We start from the raw sequence: 15556 nt of genomic DNA, 5'->3' as shown, positions 1-15556 counted from the left end.
GACGCCCGGGGTCTGGCCGGTTCAGGGGGCCAGGTCGTCCATGGCGCGGTAGATGCGCTCCTCGGAGACGGGGTAGGGGGTGCGCAGCGTCTGGGCGAAGAGGCTGACGCGGAGCTCCTCGATCATCCAGCGGAGGCGCAGCAGGTCCGGGCCGGGCGGGACACCGGGTGGTAGCAGGTCGACCGCGAGCTCGGCGTAGGCGGCGCGGACGCGGGTGATCTTCGCCAGCTTTGGCTGCTCGATGGCGGCGTCGGCGGGTAGGCGATCGAGGCGGCGCAGGGCGCCCGTCAGGTAGCGGGCCAGGTCGTCGAGGCGGTCCGCGCCGGTGGCGGTGAGGAAACCCGGGTAGACCAGCTCGGCGAGCTGGCCGCGCAGGTCCTCGAGGCTCGCGGCCAGCGCCGGGCTGGGTTTGGCCGCGGGCCGCGGGCCGCCCTGGGTGGCGGCCAGCACCGACGACAGCGCGCGCAGATCCTTCAGCTGGACGGGACGGCCCGCCGCCGGCCGGTTGCCCGCGGGCGAGCGGCCCGCCAGCGCGTCCACGCGGGTCCCGGCCTCGTGGGCGAGGGTGAGGACCTTCTCGGCGGCACGGACGACCCCGAGCGCGCGGTCCGGCAGCTCGGCGCGCACGGCGTCGCGCAGGTGCTCGAAGGCGGCGGCGTTCCAGGCGGGGCCGCCGGCCTCGGCGATCAGCGCGTCCGCGGCGGCGGCGATCGCGTCGTCGAGCAGGTCGCCGATGCTGGGGTGCGGGTGGTGGCGCAGCGCCAGCTTCTCGGCGTTCGAAAGCGCCCCGTTGAGGTAGCGGACCGGGGACTGGATGCTGGCGAGCAGCAGCGCGCGGGTGCCGACCGGGTGGGCGCGGGCCTGGGCGTCCTCGGTGGCGAGCACCCGCAGGGCGGGACCGCCGGGCTCGGCGACCAGGGCCGGGTAGCCACGAACCTGGTGGCGGCCGGATCGTTGCTCCACCGTGCGCGGGATGGTGCCGAGATCGCCCCAGCCGGTCAGCGGTGCGCGTTCCAGGCCGCCGCCGGCGGCCGACACCGCGGCGGTCAGCTTCGGCGCCAGCTGACGCTTGATCTCGTCGAGATCCTTGCCCTCGGCGAGCGTGCCCTTCGCCCGTGTGCCCTTCTCCTGCTGTGTGCCCTTCTCCTGCTCGTCCCGTCCCTCGCGCCGGTCCCGGCCCGCGCGGTCCCAGCCGCCGTCATAGACCCGGAAGGTGATCCGCAGGTGTGGCGGAAGCCGGTTCAGGTCCCAGTCCGCGCGGGAGACCGTCGTGCCGCCGCCGATGCGGTTGAGCTCGCGTTCCAGGACGGCGAGCAGCGGGCCGTCGTCCGGGCCGACCCGGTCGAGCACGGCGCGGGCGTAGTTCGGCGCTGGCACGTAGCTGCGGCGCAGCGCCTTCGGCAGCGAGCGGATCAGCTCGGTGACGAGGTCCTCGCGCAGCCCCGGCACCTGCCAGTCGAACCCGTCTCGTTCGATCTGGTTGAGGATCGCGAGCGGGATGTGTGCCGTGACGCCGTCGGCAGCCGAGCCGGGCTCGAACTGGTAGGAGAGCGCGATCCGGTGCTCGCCGCCCGGGCCGGCCGGCCAGAGGTCCGGGAAGTCCTCGGCGCGCACGCCCTTGGCGGTCTCGGCGACCAGCATCGCCGGGTCGAAGGTGAGCAGGCCGGGCGTGCCCGGCCGGGCCTTCTTCCACCACGCGTCGAAATGGCGGCCGGAAACGACGTCCGCCGGGATGCGGGCGTCGTAGAAGTCGAAGATCGTCTGGTCGTCGACGACGATGTCGCGCCGGCGCGCCCGGTGTTCGAGCTCCTCGGCGTCGGCGAGCAGCCGCTGGTTCTCGGTGAAGAACACGTGCCGGGTGTCCCAGTCGCCCTCGACGAGCGCGTGCCGGATGAACAGCTCCCGGCACAGGGCGGGATCGATCGCGCCGTAGTTCACCGTCCTGGCGGTGACGATCGGCACGCCGTACAGCGTCACCTTCTCGGTGGCGACGACGGCGGCGGCGCGGCGCGACCAGCGCGGCTCGCTGTAGGAGCGGCGGACCAGGTGCGCGGCGAGCGGCTCGATCCACTCGGGCTCGACCCTCGCCGCGATCCGGCCCCACAGCCGGGAGGTCTCGACCAGCTCGGCGGCGACCACCCAGCGCGGCGGCTTCTTGAACAGCGCGGAACCGGGGAAGATCGAAAACCGGGCGCCGCGCGCGCCGGCGTAGTCGCGCTTCTCCGGGTCGAACAGGCCGATGTGCGACAGCAGGCCGGTCAGCAGCGCGGTGTGGATCTGCTGCGGGCTCGCCGGCGTGGCGCCCGTCGACAGGCCGAGCGAACGGGCCGACTGCCGCAGCTGCGCGTGGACGTCCTGCCACTCGCGCACCCGTAGGTAGTGCAGGAACTCGGCGCGACACAGCCGTCGGAACTGGTTGGAGGAAAGCTCCGCGGCCTTCTCCCGCAGGTAGTTCCACAGGTTCAGGTAACCGAGGAAGTCCGAGGTCGGCTCGGTGAAGCGGGCATGCTGCTGCGTCGCCGCCTGTGCCGCGTCGGCGGGCCGTTCGCGCACGTCACCGACGGCGAGCGCGGCGGCGATCACCAGTACCTCCGCGAGCGCGCCCTGCTCGTCGGCGGCCAGGATCATCCGAGCCAGTCGCGGATCGACCGGCAGCCGGGCGAGCCGACGCCCGAGCGGCGTCAGCTTCGGGGTTCGCTCACCGGCGCCACCAGCCTCGGCGTCCTCGGCCATGGTCGGCGCGGCCCCGACGGCCGAGGCCACGCCGGGCCCGCCGGCCGCGCCGTCGCCAAGCTCGCCTTTGCCGGCCGCCCTGGCCGGCCGGCGGGGACCCGGGGACTCGAAGGCGCCGAGCTCGTGTAGCAGCGCCATGCCGTCGGTGACCTGGCGCGGGTCCGGCGGGTCCAGGAACGGGAAGTCGGCGACCTCGCCGAGCCCGAGCGCCGCCATCGAAAGGATCACCGAGGCGAGATTGGTCCGCAGGATCTCCGGGTCGGTGTATTCGGGACGCGTCTCGAAGTCGTCCTCGGCGTACAGCCGGACGCAGATGCCGTCCGACGTCCGCCCGCACCGCCCGGCCCGCTGGTTCGCCGACGCCCGTGACACCGGCTCGATCGGCAGCCGCTGCACCTTGAGCCGGTGGCTGTACCGGGAGATCCGCGCCGTACCGGCGTCGATGACGTACTTGATACCGGGGACGGTCAGCGAGGTCTCGGCGACGTTCGTGGCGAGCACGATCCGCCGCCCTGGATGCGGCTGGAACACCCGATGCTGCTCGGCGGTCGACAGCCGCGCGTACAGCGGCAGGATCTCCCGGGGCAGCAGCTCCCTGCTCGGCCGGCGGGCCAGCGCGTCCGCGGTGTCCCTGATCTCCCGCTCGCCGGAGAGGAACACCAGGATGTCGCCGAGCCCCTCGGTGGACAGCTCGTCGACGGCGTCGCAGATCGCGGTGACGACGTCACGGTCGGGGTCGGCGACCGGGTCGTCCGGGTCGACGACCGGCCGGTAGCGGACCTCGACCGGGTAGGTACGGCCCGACACCTCGATGATCGGCGCGTCGCCGAAGTGGCGGGAGAACCGCTCGGTCTCGATCGTCGCCGAGGTGATGACGACCTTGAGGTCGGGGCGCCGGGGCAGGATCCGGTGGAGATACCCGAGGATGAAGTCGATGTTGAGGCTGCGTTCGTGCGCCTCGTCGATGATGAGCGTGTCGTACTGGCGTAGCAGCCGGTCGGTACCGATCTCGGCCAGCAGGATTCCGTCCGTCATCAGCTTGACCAGCGTGTCCTCGCTGACCTGGTCGGTGAACCGCACCTGGTAGCCGATGATCCCGCCGAGCCCGCCCGCGCCCGTTTCCTCGGCGATACGGTCCGCGACGGTGCGGGCGGCCAGCCGACGCGGCTGGGTGTGCCCGATCAGCCCGGTGACGCCACGGCCGAGCTCGAGGCAGATCTTCGGAATCTGCGTCGTCTTTCCCGACCCGGTCTCCCCAGCGACGATGACGACCTGGTTGTCCCGGATGGCCGCGAGGATCTCGTCCTTGCGCTGGCTGACCGGCAGCTCAGCCGGATATTTCAGCTTCGGGGTGCCCTCCCGGCGCAAGGCGACGCGGATCTCCGCCGTTTCGACCTCACTGGTGATCTCGGCGATCGCGCGGGCCCGGGCGGCCTCGTCCGGTTCGTGCCGCGCGGCGTCCAGCCGCCGCGCCAGCCGGTGCCCGTCGCGCGCCATCAGCGCGGGCAGCCGGGCCGACAGCCCCGCCAGCTCCGCGCGTTCGGCGCCGCCCAGCTCCACCGGGCGCCCGCCGTCCCGCTCCCGCCGGCCCTTGGGCCCCGCGGTCGTCTTCGTCACCGATCCGGAAGACGCGCCGGGCCCGCGACCCGCGCTGGGGCCCGCGCCGCGGTCCCCGGACCCCGCCCGGCGCCCGGGCCTCCCGGATCGGCCTCCGGGCCTGCCGGCAGACCTCCCAGATCGGCTTTGCCGATCCGGCGGGGACCCCGGGCCTCGCCGATCCCCCGGGACCCCCGAATCTGGCCGCTCCGAGCGGTTCCCGCCGGTGGCCGCGACCGGCGCCGACCGGTCCGTGGGGTCGCCGGAGACGCCGGGCGGCGATCCGGCCGGCTGCTGGGCGTTCGACGACGTCAAGGCGTGCTGGTCCAAGGTTCGAGAAGGCGTTCAGGGTCCCACAATGTCGCGAGTTCGCTCCGTCGCTTCACGAGCTCCGGCCGCGCCCTCCTTCGTCAGACACGACCTCCACTCGCTCACTCCTACGCTCACAGGTCGCGAGTTCGCTCCGTCGCTTCACGAGCTCCGGCCGCGCCCTCCTTCGTCAGGCGCGACCTCCACTCGCTCACTCCCTCGCTCACCGGGTTGACCGCCCAGCGCCAGTCCGCGGTCGGCCGCGACCGCGTGACCCGGCGCCCGGCCACAGGCGGCCTGGCGATCCCCAGGCCCATCCTGGTCTGTCAGCGTGTGTCCCGCGAGCCATATTCCCCGGCCGCCCCGGGCACGAGAACGACCACGCCGGCGCGGCGGCGGACCGAGGGAGTCCGTCCGCGCCGCGCCGGCGTGGGGTCCTGGAGGAGCAGGAGTCAGACGGCGCCGGAGGTGGCTGGCTCAGGCTCCCTGCGGTCGGCCGGCCTGGCCGGGGTGGGGACGACGGCGACGCCCGGGCCGGTCCCGCCCCAGGATGGCCGAACCCTCGGGTTCGGCGGCAGCGAGGGCGAGAAATCGTCGCCGAGCCGGTTGAGCGCCGTACGGGCGAAGATCTGCTGCTCGGTTACGGTCCGCTCGGAACGGCCGCGGCCGACGAAGCTGACGGCCCAGTGCAGCAGCGTCGTCACCCGGTGCTTGAAGCCGATGATGTAGACGAGGTGCACGGCCAGCCACATCAGCCAGGCCAGGAAGCCGGTCAGCCGCAGCCGGCCGATCTGGGCGACCGCGCTGAACCGCGAGATCGTCGCCATGCTGCCCTTGTCGTGGTACTTGAACGACTTGCCGGACTCCTTGCCCTCGATCCGGGCGCGGATGTCGCGGGCCGCGTGCCGGCCGCCCTGGATGGCGACCTGAGCGACGCCCGGCAGCCGGCCCAGCGACATCATGTCGCCGATGACGTAGACCTCGGGATGGCCGGGCAGCGTCAGGTCCGGCTGGACCTCTACCCGGCCGGCCCGGTCCAGGCCGGCGCCCGACTGGAGGGCGAGCTGCCTGCCCAGCGGGCTCGCCTGGACGCCGGCGGCCCAGACCTTGCAGACCGACTCGATGCGCCGGTGGGTGCCGTCGGTGTTCTCGACCTCGATGCCGGTCGCGTCGACGTCGGTGACCTTCGCGCCGAGTTCGACCTCGACGCCGAGCCGGCGCAGCCGGTCGACGGCGTAGTCGCCGAGCTTGTCCCCGAACGCGGGGAGCACCGCCGGCGCCGCGTCGAGAAGCACGATCCGCGCCTTGGTCGGGTCGATGTGGCGGAAATCGCGGCGCAGCGTGCGATGCGCGAGCTCGGCGATCTGGCCGGCCATCTCCACACCGGTCGGGCCGGCGCCGACGACGACGAAGGTGAGCAGTCGCTCGATATCCGCCGGATCGGTGGCGGCCTCGGCCAGCTCGAACATGCCGAGAATCCGGCCACGCAGCTCGAGGGCGTCGTCGATGCTCTTCATGCCGGGCGCGTGCTCGGCGAACTGGTCGTTGCCGAAATAGGACTGCCCGGCGCCGGCGGCGACGATCAGGCTGTCGTAGTGGTGCACGGTCGCGCGGCCGACCAGTTCCGAGCGGACGGTGCGCCCGGCGAGGTCGATGTCGGTCACCTCGCCGAGCACGACCCGGGCGTTGGCCTGGCGGCGCAGCACCTCGCGGGTCGACGGGGCGATCTCGCCCTCCGACAGGATGCCCGTCGCGACCTGGTAGAGCAGCGGCTGGAAGAGGTGGTGGGAGGTCTTCGCGACGAGGGTGACGTCGACGTGCGCCCCGCGGAGCGCCTGCGCGGCGAACAGCCCCCCGAACCCGGAGCCGATGACCAGGACACGATGCCGGGAGGCACCGCCCCCGGTCGGGCCGAAGCGGGTGTCACCGGTGGCAGTGGTGTTCGCGGTCACAATTCCTCTCCACTCTTCTGCCCGCCGCGGTGAAAGGCTGCTCGCCCCACCGGGCCGGCGCGTCACGCGTTGCCGTGTTCTCTTCAAGCCTCTCACAGGAACATCCCCGGGTGAACGGCGCGCCAGCGTGAGCTTCAACCCGCAAACGGGTCCCGCGCGCACGGTGGTGCTGTCACAGAAATCACAGTGACAGAATGTTGGCCAGATCACGGTGACGCGGGCCACAAGGTGAGGCCGACGCGCGCCAGGAAACGCTCGGGTAAACAGCTGGTTCTCCACAAATGGGATTCCGGTCGTGGTTGTTTCAAGTGCCGCTCAGTCATCGCCATTCCCCGGGCACGGCCACTCGACAGCTCCGGGCGGGACCAACCGGCACCTTCGGGCCCCGGCGCCCCGGCGCCCCAGGCACGGGCGACCGCGGACGGCCGGCGGCCGGCAGGCGTCACCGCTGGCGTCGCGAACCCGGCGGACGCGTGGAGCCGGCGGACGCGTGGGGCCGCGCACCCGGGAACGGCCCGCCCCCGCAAAGCCCACGTTCGGAATGCCGCGCCTAAAAGGCCCGTTCCGAAACGCCCGCGCGCACGGCGCGGGCTGGCTCACCCGGCCAGGTCGAGATCGGCGAACGACGCGACGTGGCGGTAGCCGGCCAGCGCGCCGGCGTAGGGCTCGCCGGGACGCGCCACGCCGACCGTCGTCCAGCCGGCGGCGTTCGCCGCGTCGAGCTCGGTGGGCCGGTCGGTGAGGAACAGCGGCGGGCGCGGCGCGGCGGCGCCAAGCGCGGCGGCGATCCGCGCGTACGAGCCCGGGTCGGTCTTCGGGCCGGCGCTGTCGAGGTCGAAGTAGCCGGCCAGCAGCGGGCGCAGGTCGTCGCGCCGGTCGCCGGCTCCCCCGGCGGCGTGGCCGAACCAGGCCCGCTGAGCGGCGACGGAGCCCGACGAGTAGACCGCGAGCGTGATCCCGGCCGCGTGCCAGCGCCGCAGCGCGGGCACCACGTCGTCGAAGAACACCCCCGTGAGCTCGCCGGCGGCGAACCCGGCCGCCCAGATCCGCCCCTGCAGTGTCTTCAGCGGGGCGGCCTTCACGTCCCGCGCGCGCCAGTCGTCGAGCGCCGCGACGACCCGCGTGACGTCCGCGTCCGGCTCGCCGATCAGCTCGCGCACCTGGGCGATGGCCCGGACTGTCTCGGGGTCGTCGCCGTGCTGGGCCAGCCAGCCCGCCAGCCGCGCCTGGGCATACGGGTAGAGCGTGCCGACGACCGCCTCGGTCGGGCTGACCGTGCCCTCGATGTCGAGGACGACGGCCGTCACGCCGGCCAGGGCGACGTGCCCTGCCCCGGCGACGGTCCCGCGGGGCGTGCCCGGCCGCGTCATGCCCCGGGCGCGGCCGCCGCGACCGCGGCGCGGCGCGCCAGCGCGTCGAAGTCGGGGAAACGGGTGGCGATGTCGCTGCCGGTGAAGTCGCCCACCCAGCCATCCGGATCCCGGAAGAACCGGATCGCGGTGAACGAGGGTGTGGTGCCCATGTCGAACCAGTGGGTGGTCCCCGCGGGCACGGACAGCAGGTCGCCCGCCTCGCACAGCACGGCGTGCACCTGCTCGCCGCGGGCGGCGTCGCGGGTGTGCAGGTAGAAGACACCGCTGCCCGCCACGAAGAAGCGCACCTCGTCGTCGGCGTGGGTGTGCTCGGCGAGGAACTTCGCCCGCGCCCCGGCCGCGGTCGCCGCGAAGCCCGGGGCGCCGGTCGGGTGCAGCGAGGCGACATCGACCTGGACGAAGCCCTCGGCCTCGACGATCCGCGCGATCGGGTCGCGGTAGGCGGCCAGGACGTCCTCGGCGGGCGCTCCGGCCGGGAGGCCGGCGGCGAGCGGCCAGCGCTCGAACCGGAAGCCAAGCTCGCCGAGGACCGCCGCGATCTCGACGGGGTCCGAGGTCTGCCGCCCGATGTCCGTCGGGTCGTTCGCCGGCCACGTCGTCAGAGCGGTCATCGCTGCCTCCTCCATCCGCCGTCGGCCGTCGCCGCCGGCTCCGCCCGCGCCGCCGGCCGTCGGGCGCCGCCGCTGGCCGGCCGGTGGTCGGCTCGCGTCCGATCGTCCGGCCCCTCGCGAAGCGCCGTCAAGCGCCCACCCCTGGCCCCGGTTCCGACCGGCGCGGGACCACGCCGCGTCGACGGATCGGCGCGGGCGGCCTTGACCGGCGGCACGCCCGATCCGCATAGTGCCGACATGTCGGAGCCGCCGGTCCCTGATCGCGATGGTCTGGCCGGTTCCTCGTCCCAGCGGCCGGACGACCCGCCCGTGCCCCCGCGGACGGCGTCCCGGCCACCGCACCGGTGGCCGCCGCCTCCCCCGCCCGCGCGCCCGGCGCGCGGGTCGCACTGGCCGCCGTCCTCCCCCCGGCCGGCCGTCGCCTCGTCCTCCTCACCGTTCCCGCCCTCCGACCCGCCGCCATCCGAGCCGGCGCCCCTCGCGTCACCGCCATCCGCGTCACCGGCATCCACGTCACCACCGTCCGCGTCACGGCCGGTGGCGCCTTCCCCCCAGTGGCCGTCCTCCGCGGCGGCCGCGGACCCCGCGCCCGCCGAGCCGCCGTCGGCGGCGCGCCGGCCGGCCGAGGTGGCGGAGATCGGCGCGACCCCGCGCGCGGTCGGCTGGACAGGTTCGGCGGTTCAGCTGCTGGACCAGACGCTGCTGCCGGACCAGCTCGCCTCCGTGGAGATCCACCGGGTGGACGACCTGGTGGCCGCGATCCGCCGGCTCGCCGTCCGGGGCGCCCCCGCGCTCGGGATCGCGGGTGCCTACGGAGTGGCGCTCGCGATCGTGCAGGCGGCGCGCGAGGGATGGGACGGCTCGGCGTTCACCGCCGCCGTCGGCCGGCTGCGCGCCGCCCGCCCGACCGCGCTCGCGCTGGCGCAGGGGGTGGACGCGGCCTACGCCCGGGTCGACGACGGGCTGGAGGCGGTCGTCGCGGTCGGGCACGCGATCGCCGACGCCGACGAGCGGGCCAACCGGGCGATCGGCCGGCACGGCGCCGACTGGATCCTGGCCCGCCTCGGCGACCGGCCGCTGCGCGTCCTGACCCACTGCAACACCGGCGCGCTGGCCACCGCCGCCTGGGGCACGGCACTCGGGATCATCCGCGAGCTGCACGCCCGCGGCCGGGTCGAGCTGGTCTACGTGGACGAGACCCGGCCGCTGCTGCAGGGCAGCCGGCTCACCGCCTGGGAGCTGGCCGAGGCCGGCATCGACTACCGGGTGCAGGTGGACGCGGCCGCGGCCGGCACGATCGTCGGCGGCCTGGTCGACGTCGCCGTCGTCGGCGCGGATCGCATCGCGGCGAACGGCGACGTCGCGAACAAGGTCGGCACCCTCGGCGTCGCCCTGGCCTGCGCGCACGCCGGCATCCCGTTCATCGTCGCCGCCTCCGCCTCGACGGTCGACCCGGACCTGCCGAGCGGCGCCGGCATCCCGATCGAGCGACGCGCCGACGACGAGGTCCTCGCCTGGTCCGGCCGGCTGGTCGCCCCGAAGGAGGCCCGGGCCCACAACCCGGCCTTCGACGTCACCCCGGCCGGCCTGGTCAGCGCCCTCGTCACCGAGCACGGCGCCAGCCCGCCCGGCTCCCCCGCCTGACAGGGCTGCCCGCCGGCCCACTGGAACGGAGTTGGACCCGGTTGGGCGATCGGCCGACACTGGTCGCCATGAGCCATACCGAGCGGGCGTCGGACGGGTGGTCCGGAGCCGCCGCCGGCGGCCGCGTCGCCGGCCACCAGGCCGAGGAGGGCCCGTCCGCCGAGGAGAGCGCGCCACGGGACGACGGGCCGCGACGCGGACACACCATCGAGGACGTCGCGGCCCTGGCCGGGGTGTCGCGCGCGACGGTCTCCCGCGTCCTCAACGGCAGCAGCCATGTCCTCCCGGCGACCAGGAGCCGGGTCCTCGCCGCCGCCGACGAACTCGGCTTCGTGCCGAGCCTCGCCGCTCGCGCGCTCGCCGGCGGGCGGGGTGACCGGGTCGCCATCGTGGCGATCTCGCATCCCTGGTGCCCGGAGGAGGACCGGTTCTTCGGCACCGTCGCGTACGCGGCCGCCGAGGAGGCCGGCGCGGCGGGCCTCGGCGTCTTCCTGCGCAGGCTGGAGCACGGCGACCGCGCCGGGCTGCGGGAGCTGGCCGGCGACCGCGCGCTCGCGGGCCTCGTCGTCATCAACCCCAGCCGCGCGGCGCTGGCCGCGCTGCCACGCCCCGTGCTGCGTCGTACGGTCACCCTCGGGGCCTGCGCCCCGGACGTCGCGGCGATCGACGTCGACAACCCGCTCGCGTCCCAGGCCGCGCTCGCCCACCTGTCCGGCCTCGGCCGGCGGCGCATCACGCTCGTCGCCGGCCCGGACGACCTGCCCTGCGCGCGGGAGCGGACCGAGGCCTATCTCGCGCACCAGGCCGAGCTGGGCCAGCCGGGCCGGCTGGTGCGCTCCCGGCTCGGGGTGGCGGAGGCCGCCGAGGCGCTCGACGCCTCGTTCGACGCCGACGGGCCGCCTGAGGCGGTCTTCGCGGCCGGCGACGGCCTGGCCACCGCGGTCGTCGAGGTCTGCCACGCCCGCGGGCTGCGGATCGGCGACGACGTGGCGGTCGTCGGGTTCGACGACGACCCGCCGCCGCCGGGGGCGCGCCGGCACGCGTACGCGGCGGTGCGCAGCCCGGTGCCCAGCATCGCGGCGGGCGCCGTGCGGATGGTCGCCTCCGGCGACACCCGGGCCGAGCAGCGCATGCTGCCCCCGACCGAGGTGGGGATCGCCGCGCGGCCGCCGAAGGCGCGCGGCGCGGCGGGACGGCGCGCCGCCGCCCACCCCCGGGCGTCCGGCCACGCGGTCTGACGCCCGGCCCGGCCTGGTCTGACGCCCGGCCTGGCCTGGCCTGACGCCCCGCCCGGCCTGGTCAGGCGCGCCGAGCGCCCTGGTCAGGCCTCGTGGGCCAGGGCGCAGAGCCAGTCGACGGCCTCCGCGTGCCGGCGGGCGGCGCGCAGGTCCTCGCCCCAGGCGTACATCCCGTGGCCGGCGACCAGGAACGCCGGCACGCCCGGCTCCAGCGCGGCGAGCGCGGCGTCGCCGAGCACGGCCATGTCCTGGCTGTTCGCGACGACCGGCAGCCGGGTCGCCTCCCCATCGGCGGGCCGCCCCAGTGCCTTGAGCATCTCCAGCCCGGCGAACTCCACCCCGCGTGGCTGGCGGGCCGCCGCGCGCACGCACGCGAGGGTGTGCAGATGCACCACCGAGCCCGCCCCGGTCACGGCCGCGATCCGCGCGTGCAGCGCCGCCTCCGCCGAGGGCCGCGCCGCGCTGACGGCGGCGACGAGGCGGCCGGCGTCGTCCACTTCGACGACGTCGGCGGCGGTCAGCTCACCCTTGTCGCCTCCGGACGCGGTGACCGCGAGCCGAAGCGGGTCACGCCGAAGCACCACGGACAGGTTCCCCGACGTGGCCCGCATCCAGCCCAGCCCGGCGAACCGGGCCGCCTCCGCGGCCAGCGCCGCCGCGGCGGCCGCGAGGCCCGCCCCCGTGGGCGGCGTCATCCCGGCATCCGTCATCCCGGCGTTCGCCACTCCTCCACACTGGCACGGCCGGCGTCCGTGTTCCCGACGATGCGCGTTTCCCGGCGATGCGCGTTCCCGGCGGCGCTCGTTTCTGGCCACGTTCGCTCCCGGCCGTGTTCCCGGCGGTCCCGCCCGGGACCAGCGACTGGCCGGCGCGGCCACCGGCCGCGCCGCGCGCCACGGTTGAGCGACCGCCAAGTGCCGCTGGGTCAACAGCGGGCGCCCGCCGCGTCGGCTGGGCACGCGACGACCACGGGACCACCATCGGACAAACACGCCCACTACCCCCCATCCCGGGCGCGCGGCGGTCGCCATAGGCTGAGGACCATCGGCGCAGGTAGAGGGGGCGTGACGAGTGGACAACTTCGGGACCGTCCCGATGGTGCGCGACGGTTCGCCACTGGCGGTCCGCCGATCCCCTAGCCCGCCGGCCGACCGCGGGGCGCCGGGGCTGGAGCGGCGTACTCCGGGAGTCGGCCCGGGGCAGGCAGGACGGCGCAGACCACTGATCGTCGGGCTGTGCGGGTCGTCTCGGCCCGAGTCGCCCACCATGCGCGCGCTGGGCGCGGCCACCCGGATGCTCGCGCAGGCCGGCGCGGAGACGGTCATGCTGAGCGTCACCGAGCTGGATCTGCCGCCCTATCAGCCCGACAGCGACGAACGGCCGCCGGGGGTGCGCCGCCTCGTCGGCGAGATCAGCCGCGCCGACGGCCTGGTCATCGCCGCCCCCGACTACCTCGGCGGGACCTCCGGCCTGATCAAGAACGCTCTCGACTACCTGTGGGACCTGCGGGACGCCCCCCGGCCGTGCCTGGACGCCCGGCCGGTCGGGCTGCTCGCCTGCGAGGAGGGCTCGGGCGTCGGCGGCGCGCTGCCGGCCCTACGCGCCACGGTGCACGCCCTCGGCGGCTGGCCGACCCCCCTGGGCATCCGGCTGACCCAGCAGGAGTGCGCCACCATCGACCCCTATGGGGCGATCGCGAGCCCGGCCGTCGCCGATCGGTTCGGCACCCTCACCGACCAGATGATGGGCTTCTGCTACGCCTGGTCGCACCTCATCTGAGAGGTTCGCGATCTGAGAGGTTCGCGACCCGCGGGACTCACCCGCGCCGCCGCGGGGGTACGTGGTGGCCACCGGCGCGGCCGCCGGCGAGCCGTCGGCGCATGACGAGCGCCGACCCTCCCGTAAGGGGCGAAACGGCCCGGGCTACCGTGACGTTGCCCTGACCGCCGTGCCAGAACACCAGCGGGACAACGGATCCGGCCCGCGCTGCCCGCGCGCCGGCCGCGCCCACCACCGGCCGGCGTACGACGAGGACATTGGAGGCCCCAGGTGCGACGACGGCACACGCTGCGCCTCGCCGCGGCGGCGCTCGGCAGCGCCGTGGCGCTCGCCGCCTGCAGCGAGTCGGGGAGCGGCGGCGGTGACACCGGCGGCACCCCGGTCGCCAGCGGCGCCCCGGTCAAGCTGATGGTCATCTCCGCGATCGGCACGGCCGGTTCGAACTACCCGGACATGCTCGCCGCGACCAAGGCGGCCGTGCGCGGGCTCAACGAGCGCGGCGGGATCAAGGGGCACCAGGTCGAGCTGGTCCACTGCGACGAGAAGAACGACCCGGAGGCCGCCAAGGCCTGCGCCCAGCGGGCGGTCGACGAGAACGTGCTGGCCGTCGTCAACGAGGTCAGCGCCAGCGGCGGGATCATGCCGATCCTGGAGGCGGCGAGCATCCCGTCGATCGGCTCGAGCGGCATCTCGGCCGACCTGTCGGAGCTGTCGTCGCCGGTCAGCTTCGTGCTGAGCCCGTTGACGTACTACCCCGCGGTCTGCCCGGCCCTGCTGAAGAAGGCCGGCGCGACGAAGCTCGGCCTCGTCGGCTACAACCTGAGCCTGTCCGACCGGCTGGTGAAGATGGCCGAGATCGGCGCGACGAACGCCGGCTCGCCGCTCGCCCTCGAGCCGCGGGTCCCGATCGACACCAGCGACTTCACCCCGACCGCCACCCAGCTGACCAGGGGCGGCGTCGACGGCACCGTCCTGGTCGTCGTCGACCAGGCCGCGTACGCGGTCATTCAGGCGGGCGGCACCGACCAGAAGTACTGCCACTCCCTCGGAGTCCTCTCCCGTGACTGGCTGATCGAGCAGGGTGCCCAGGCCGACTCGGTCGTCCTCGCCAGCGCCTTCCCCGAGCTCAGTCAGGCCGACGCGTTCCCCGAGGTCGCCCGGGCGGTCAAGGAGCTCGAGGCCGAGGCCGCGGCCGCGGACGGCGACCCCGCGGCGGACCCCGCGAAGAGCATCACCTCGACGAACACCCTCGGCGCCTGGCTGTCGGTGCAGATCGTGGAGCAGGTCGCGAACGCCATCCCGGGCGACGAGCTGACGTCGGCCGCGCTGCTCGCGCAACTGAACAAGACGTCGAACCTCGACCTGGGCGTGCTGCCGCCGCTCGACTTCACCAAGCCGTCCCCGATCCCCGGGGCGGAGCGGCTGTTCAACACCACGATGCGCGGCGTGCGCTGGGACTCGGCGACCAAGAGCTACCTGCCGCTCGGCACCGAGACCTACGACGCCCTGCAGATCCTGACCCAGGCCGGGTCCTGACCCCTCCGTAGGCGAAGGCCGGGCCGTCATCGGTCCGGCCTTCGCCGTTCCCGGCGGACCGGCGCGGCGCGGACCGCGCCGCCCGGCAGACCGGCCGGCCAGTCGGCCGGCGCATCCGGCCGACCGGTCGGCCAGTCGGCCAGTGGGCCGGCGGGTGGTCCTCCGGCGGACCAGGCCGTCCGGCGGACCAGGCCATCCGGCGAGCCTGTCGGGCCGGCCACGCTTCACCAACCGCGCGGGGTGCCGAAGACCTGGGTCCAGTAACAGCCGTAGACGTCGTCGCTCTCGGCGTAGCCGACGCCGATCTGGGTGATCTCGGGGAGCAGGATGTTGCGGCGGTGGCCAGGGCTGTTCATCCAGCCCTCGACGACCTCGATCGGGGTGCGCTGGCCCGCCGCGATGTTCTCGGCCACCGTCGCGTACCGGTATCCCAGCGCCGTCACCCGGTCGGCGACCTGCAGGCCGTCCGGGTTGCGGTGGTCGAAGAACCGGCGACGAGCCATGTCCTCGCTGTGCGCCGCGGCCGCGACGCCGAGCAGCGGGTCAGGCGCGAGCGGCGCGAGCCCGTGCCGCTGGCGTTCCAGGTTGGTCAGCGCGATCACCTCGGCGAGGCGGTCGGCGTCGTCCCCGGACCTGGGCGCCCACGGCGGGCCATCCGGCGCCCGCTGGCCCGGCGGTCCGGCCGGCCGGGGGGCCGCGCCGGGACGCGGCCCAGGACCGGGCGCCGCCGGCCGCGGGCCCCCCCCCCCCCGCGGGGCGCCCCGGCCCCCGGGCGCGGGCGCCCG

General features: G+C 75.1%; 10 protein-coding genes. 4 read left to right on the top strand and 6 right to left on the bottom strand.

All coding sequences use genetic code 11. The features are described from left to right. Positions 1-21: 21 nt before the first annotated feature. The 4 genes from hrpA to I6A81_RS27525 all read right to left on the bottom strand — a co-directional run bounded on the left by hrpA (position 22) and on the right by I6A81_RS27525 (position 8574). On the bottom strand, positions 22-4230 hold the full coding sequence (gene hrpA / locus I6A81_RS27540) for an ATP-dependent RNA helicase HrpA (RefSeq protein ID WP_238429192.1): 4209 nt from the start codon (positions 4228-4230) through the stop codon (positions 22-24). 860 nt (positions 4231-5090) lie between these two features. Beyond that, the gene (locus I6A81_RS27535; RefSeq protein ID WP_203003351.1) at positions 5091-6590 is read right to left on the bottom strand and encodes an NAD(P)/FAD-dependent oxidoreductase; all 1500 of its coding nucleotides are present in this window, start codon (positions 6588-6590) and stop codon (positions 5091-5093) included. Positions 6591-7186: 596 nt separating this feature from the next. Beyond that, entirely contained in the window at positions 7187-7960 is a 774-nt protein-coding gene (mtnC, locus tag I6A81_RS27530) for an acireductone synthase (RefSeq protein WP_203003352.1), read from the bottom strand. Then, the gene (locus tag I6A81_RS27525; protein ID WP_203003353.1) at positions 7957-8574 is read right to left on the bottom strand and encodes a 1,2-dihydroxy-3-keto-5-methylthiopentene dioxygenase; all 618 of its coding nucleotides are present in this window, start codon (positions 8572-8574) and stop codon (positions 7957-7959) included. The genes mtnC and I6A81_RS27525 overlap by 4 nt, the downstream gene beginning before the upstream one ends. 636 nt (positions 8575-9210) lie before the next feature. Between I6A81_RS27525 and mtnA the strand changes: the two genes are divergently transcribed. Further along, entirely contained in the window at positions 9211-10218 is a 1008-nt protein-coding gene (gene mtnA, locus I6A81_RS27520) for an S-methyl-5-thioribose-1-phosphate isomerase (RefSeq protein ID WP_203003358.1), read from the top strand. Between the two features lie 68 nt (positions 10219-10286). Beyond that, entirely contained in the window at positions 10287-11456 is a 1170-nt protein-coding gene (locus I6A81_RS27515; protein ID WP_203003354.1) for a LacI family DNA-binding transcriptional regulator, read from the top strand. Positions 11457-11539: 83 nt separating this feature from the next. Here the strand turns inward: I6A81_RS27515 and mtnB are convergent, their stop codons facing one another. Next, a complete protein-coding gene (gene mtnB / locus I6A81_RS27510) occupies positions 11540-12151 on the bottom strand; it encodes a methylthioribulose 1-phosphate dehydratase (protein ID WP_203003359.1) in 612 nt (203 codons plus the stop codon). A 376-nt stretch (positions 12152-12527) separates the two neighbouring features. On the opposite strand from mtnB, the gene I6A81_RS27505 reads away from it, so the two are divergent. Together I6A81_RS27505 and I6A81_RS27500 are read left to right on the top strand one after the other, a co-directional pair. Beyond that, the gene (locus tag I6A81_RS27505) at positions 12528-13235 is read left to right on the top strand and encodes an NADPH-dependent FMN reductase (protein WP_307874952.1); all 708 of its coding nucleotides are present in this window, start codon (positions 12528-12530) and stop codon (positions 13233-13235) included. Positions 13236-13505: 270 nt separating this feature from the next. Further along, the gene (locus I6A81_RS27500) at positions 13506-14771 is read left to right on the top strand and encodes an ABC transporter substrate-binding protein (RefSeq protein WP_203003355.1); all 1266 of its coding nucleotides are present in this window, start codon (positions 13506-13508) and stop codon (positions 14769-14771) included. 224 nt (positions 14772-14995) lie between these two features. Here the strand turns inward: I6A81_RS27500 and I6A81_RS27495 are convergent. Then, on the bottom strand, positions 14996-15556 hold a 561-nt coding region (locus I6A81_RS27495; RefSeq protein WP_203010357.1), incomplete at its 5' end, for a CAP domain-containing protein.

The organism is Frankia nepalensis, from assembly GCF_016786325.1.
GTDB lineage: Bacteria > Actinomycetota > Actinomycetes > Frankiales > Frankiaceae > Pseudofrankia > Pseudofrankia nepalensis.
This window is presented reverse-complemented; position numbering and strand designations above follow the sequence as displayed.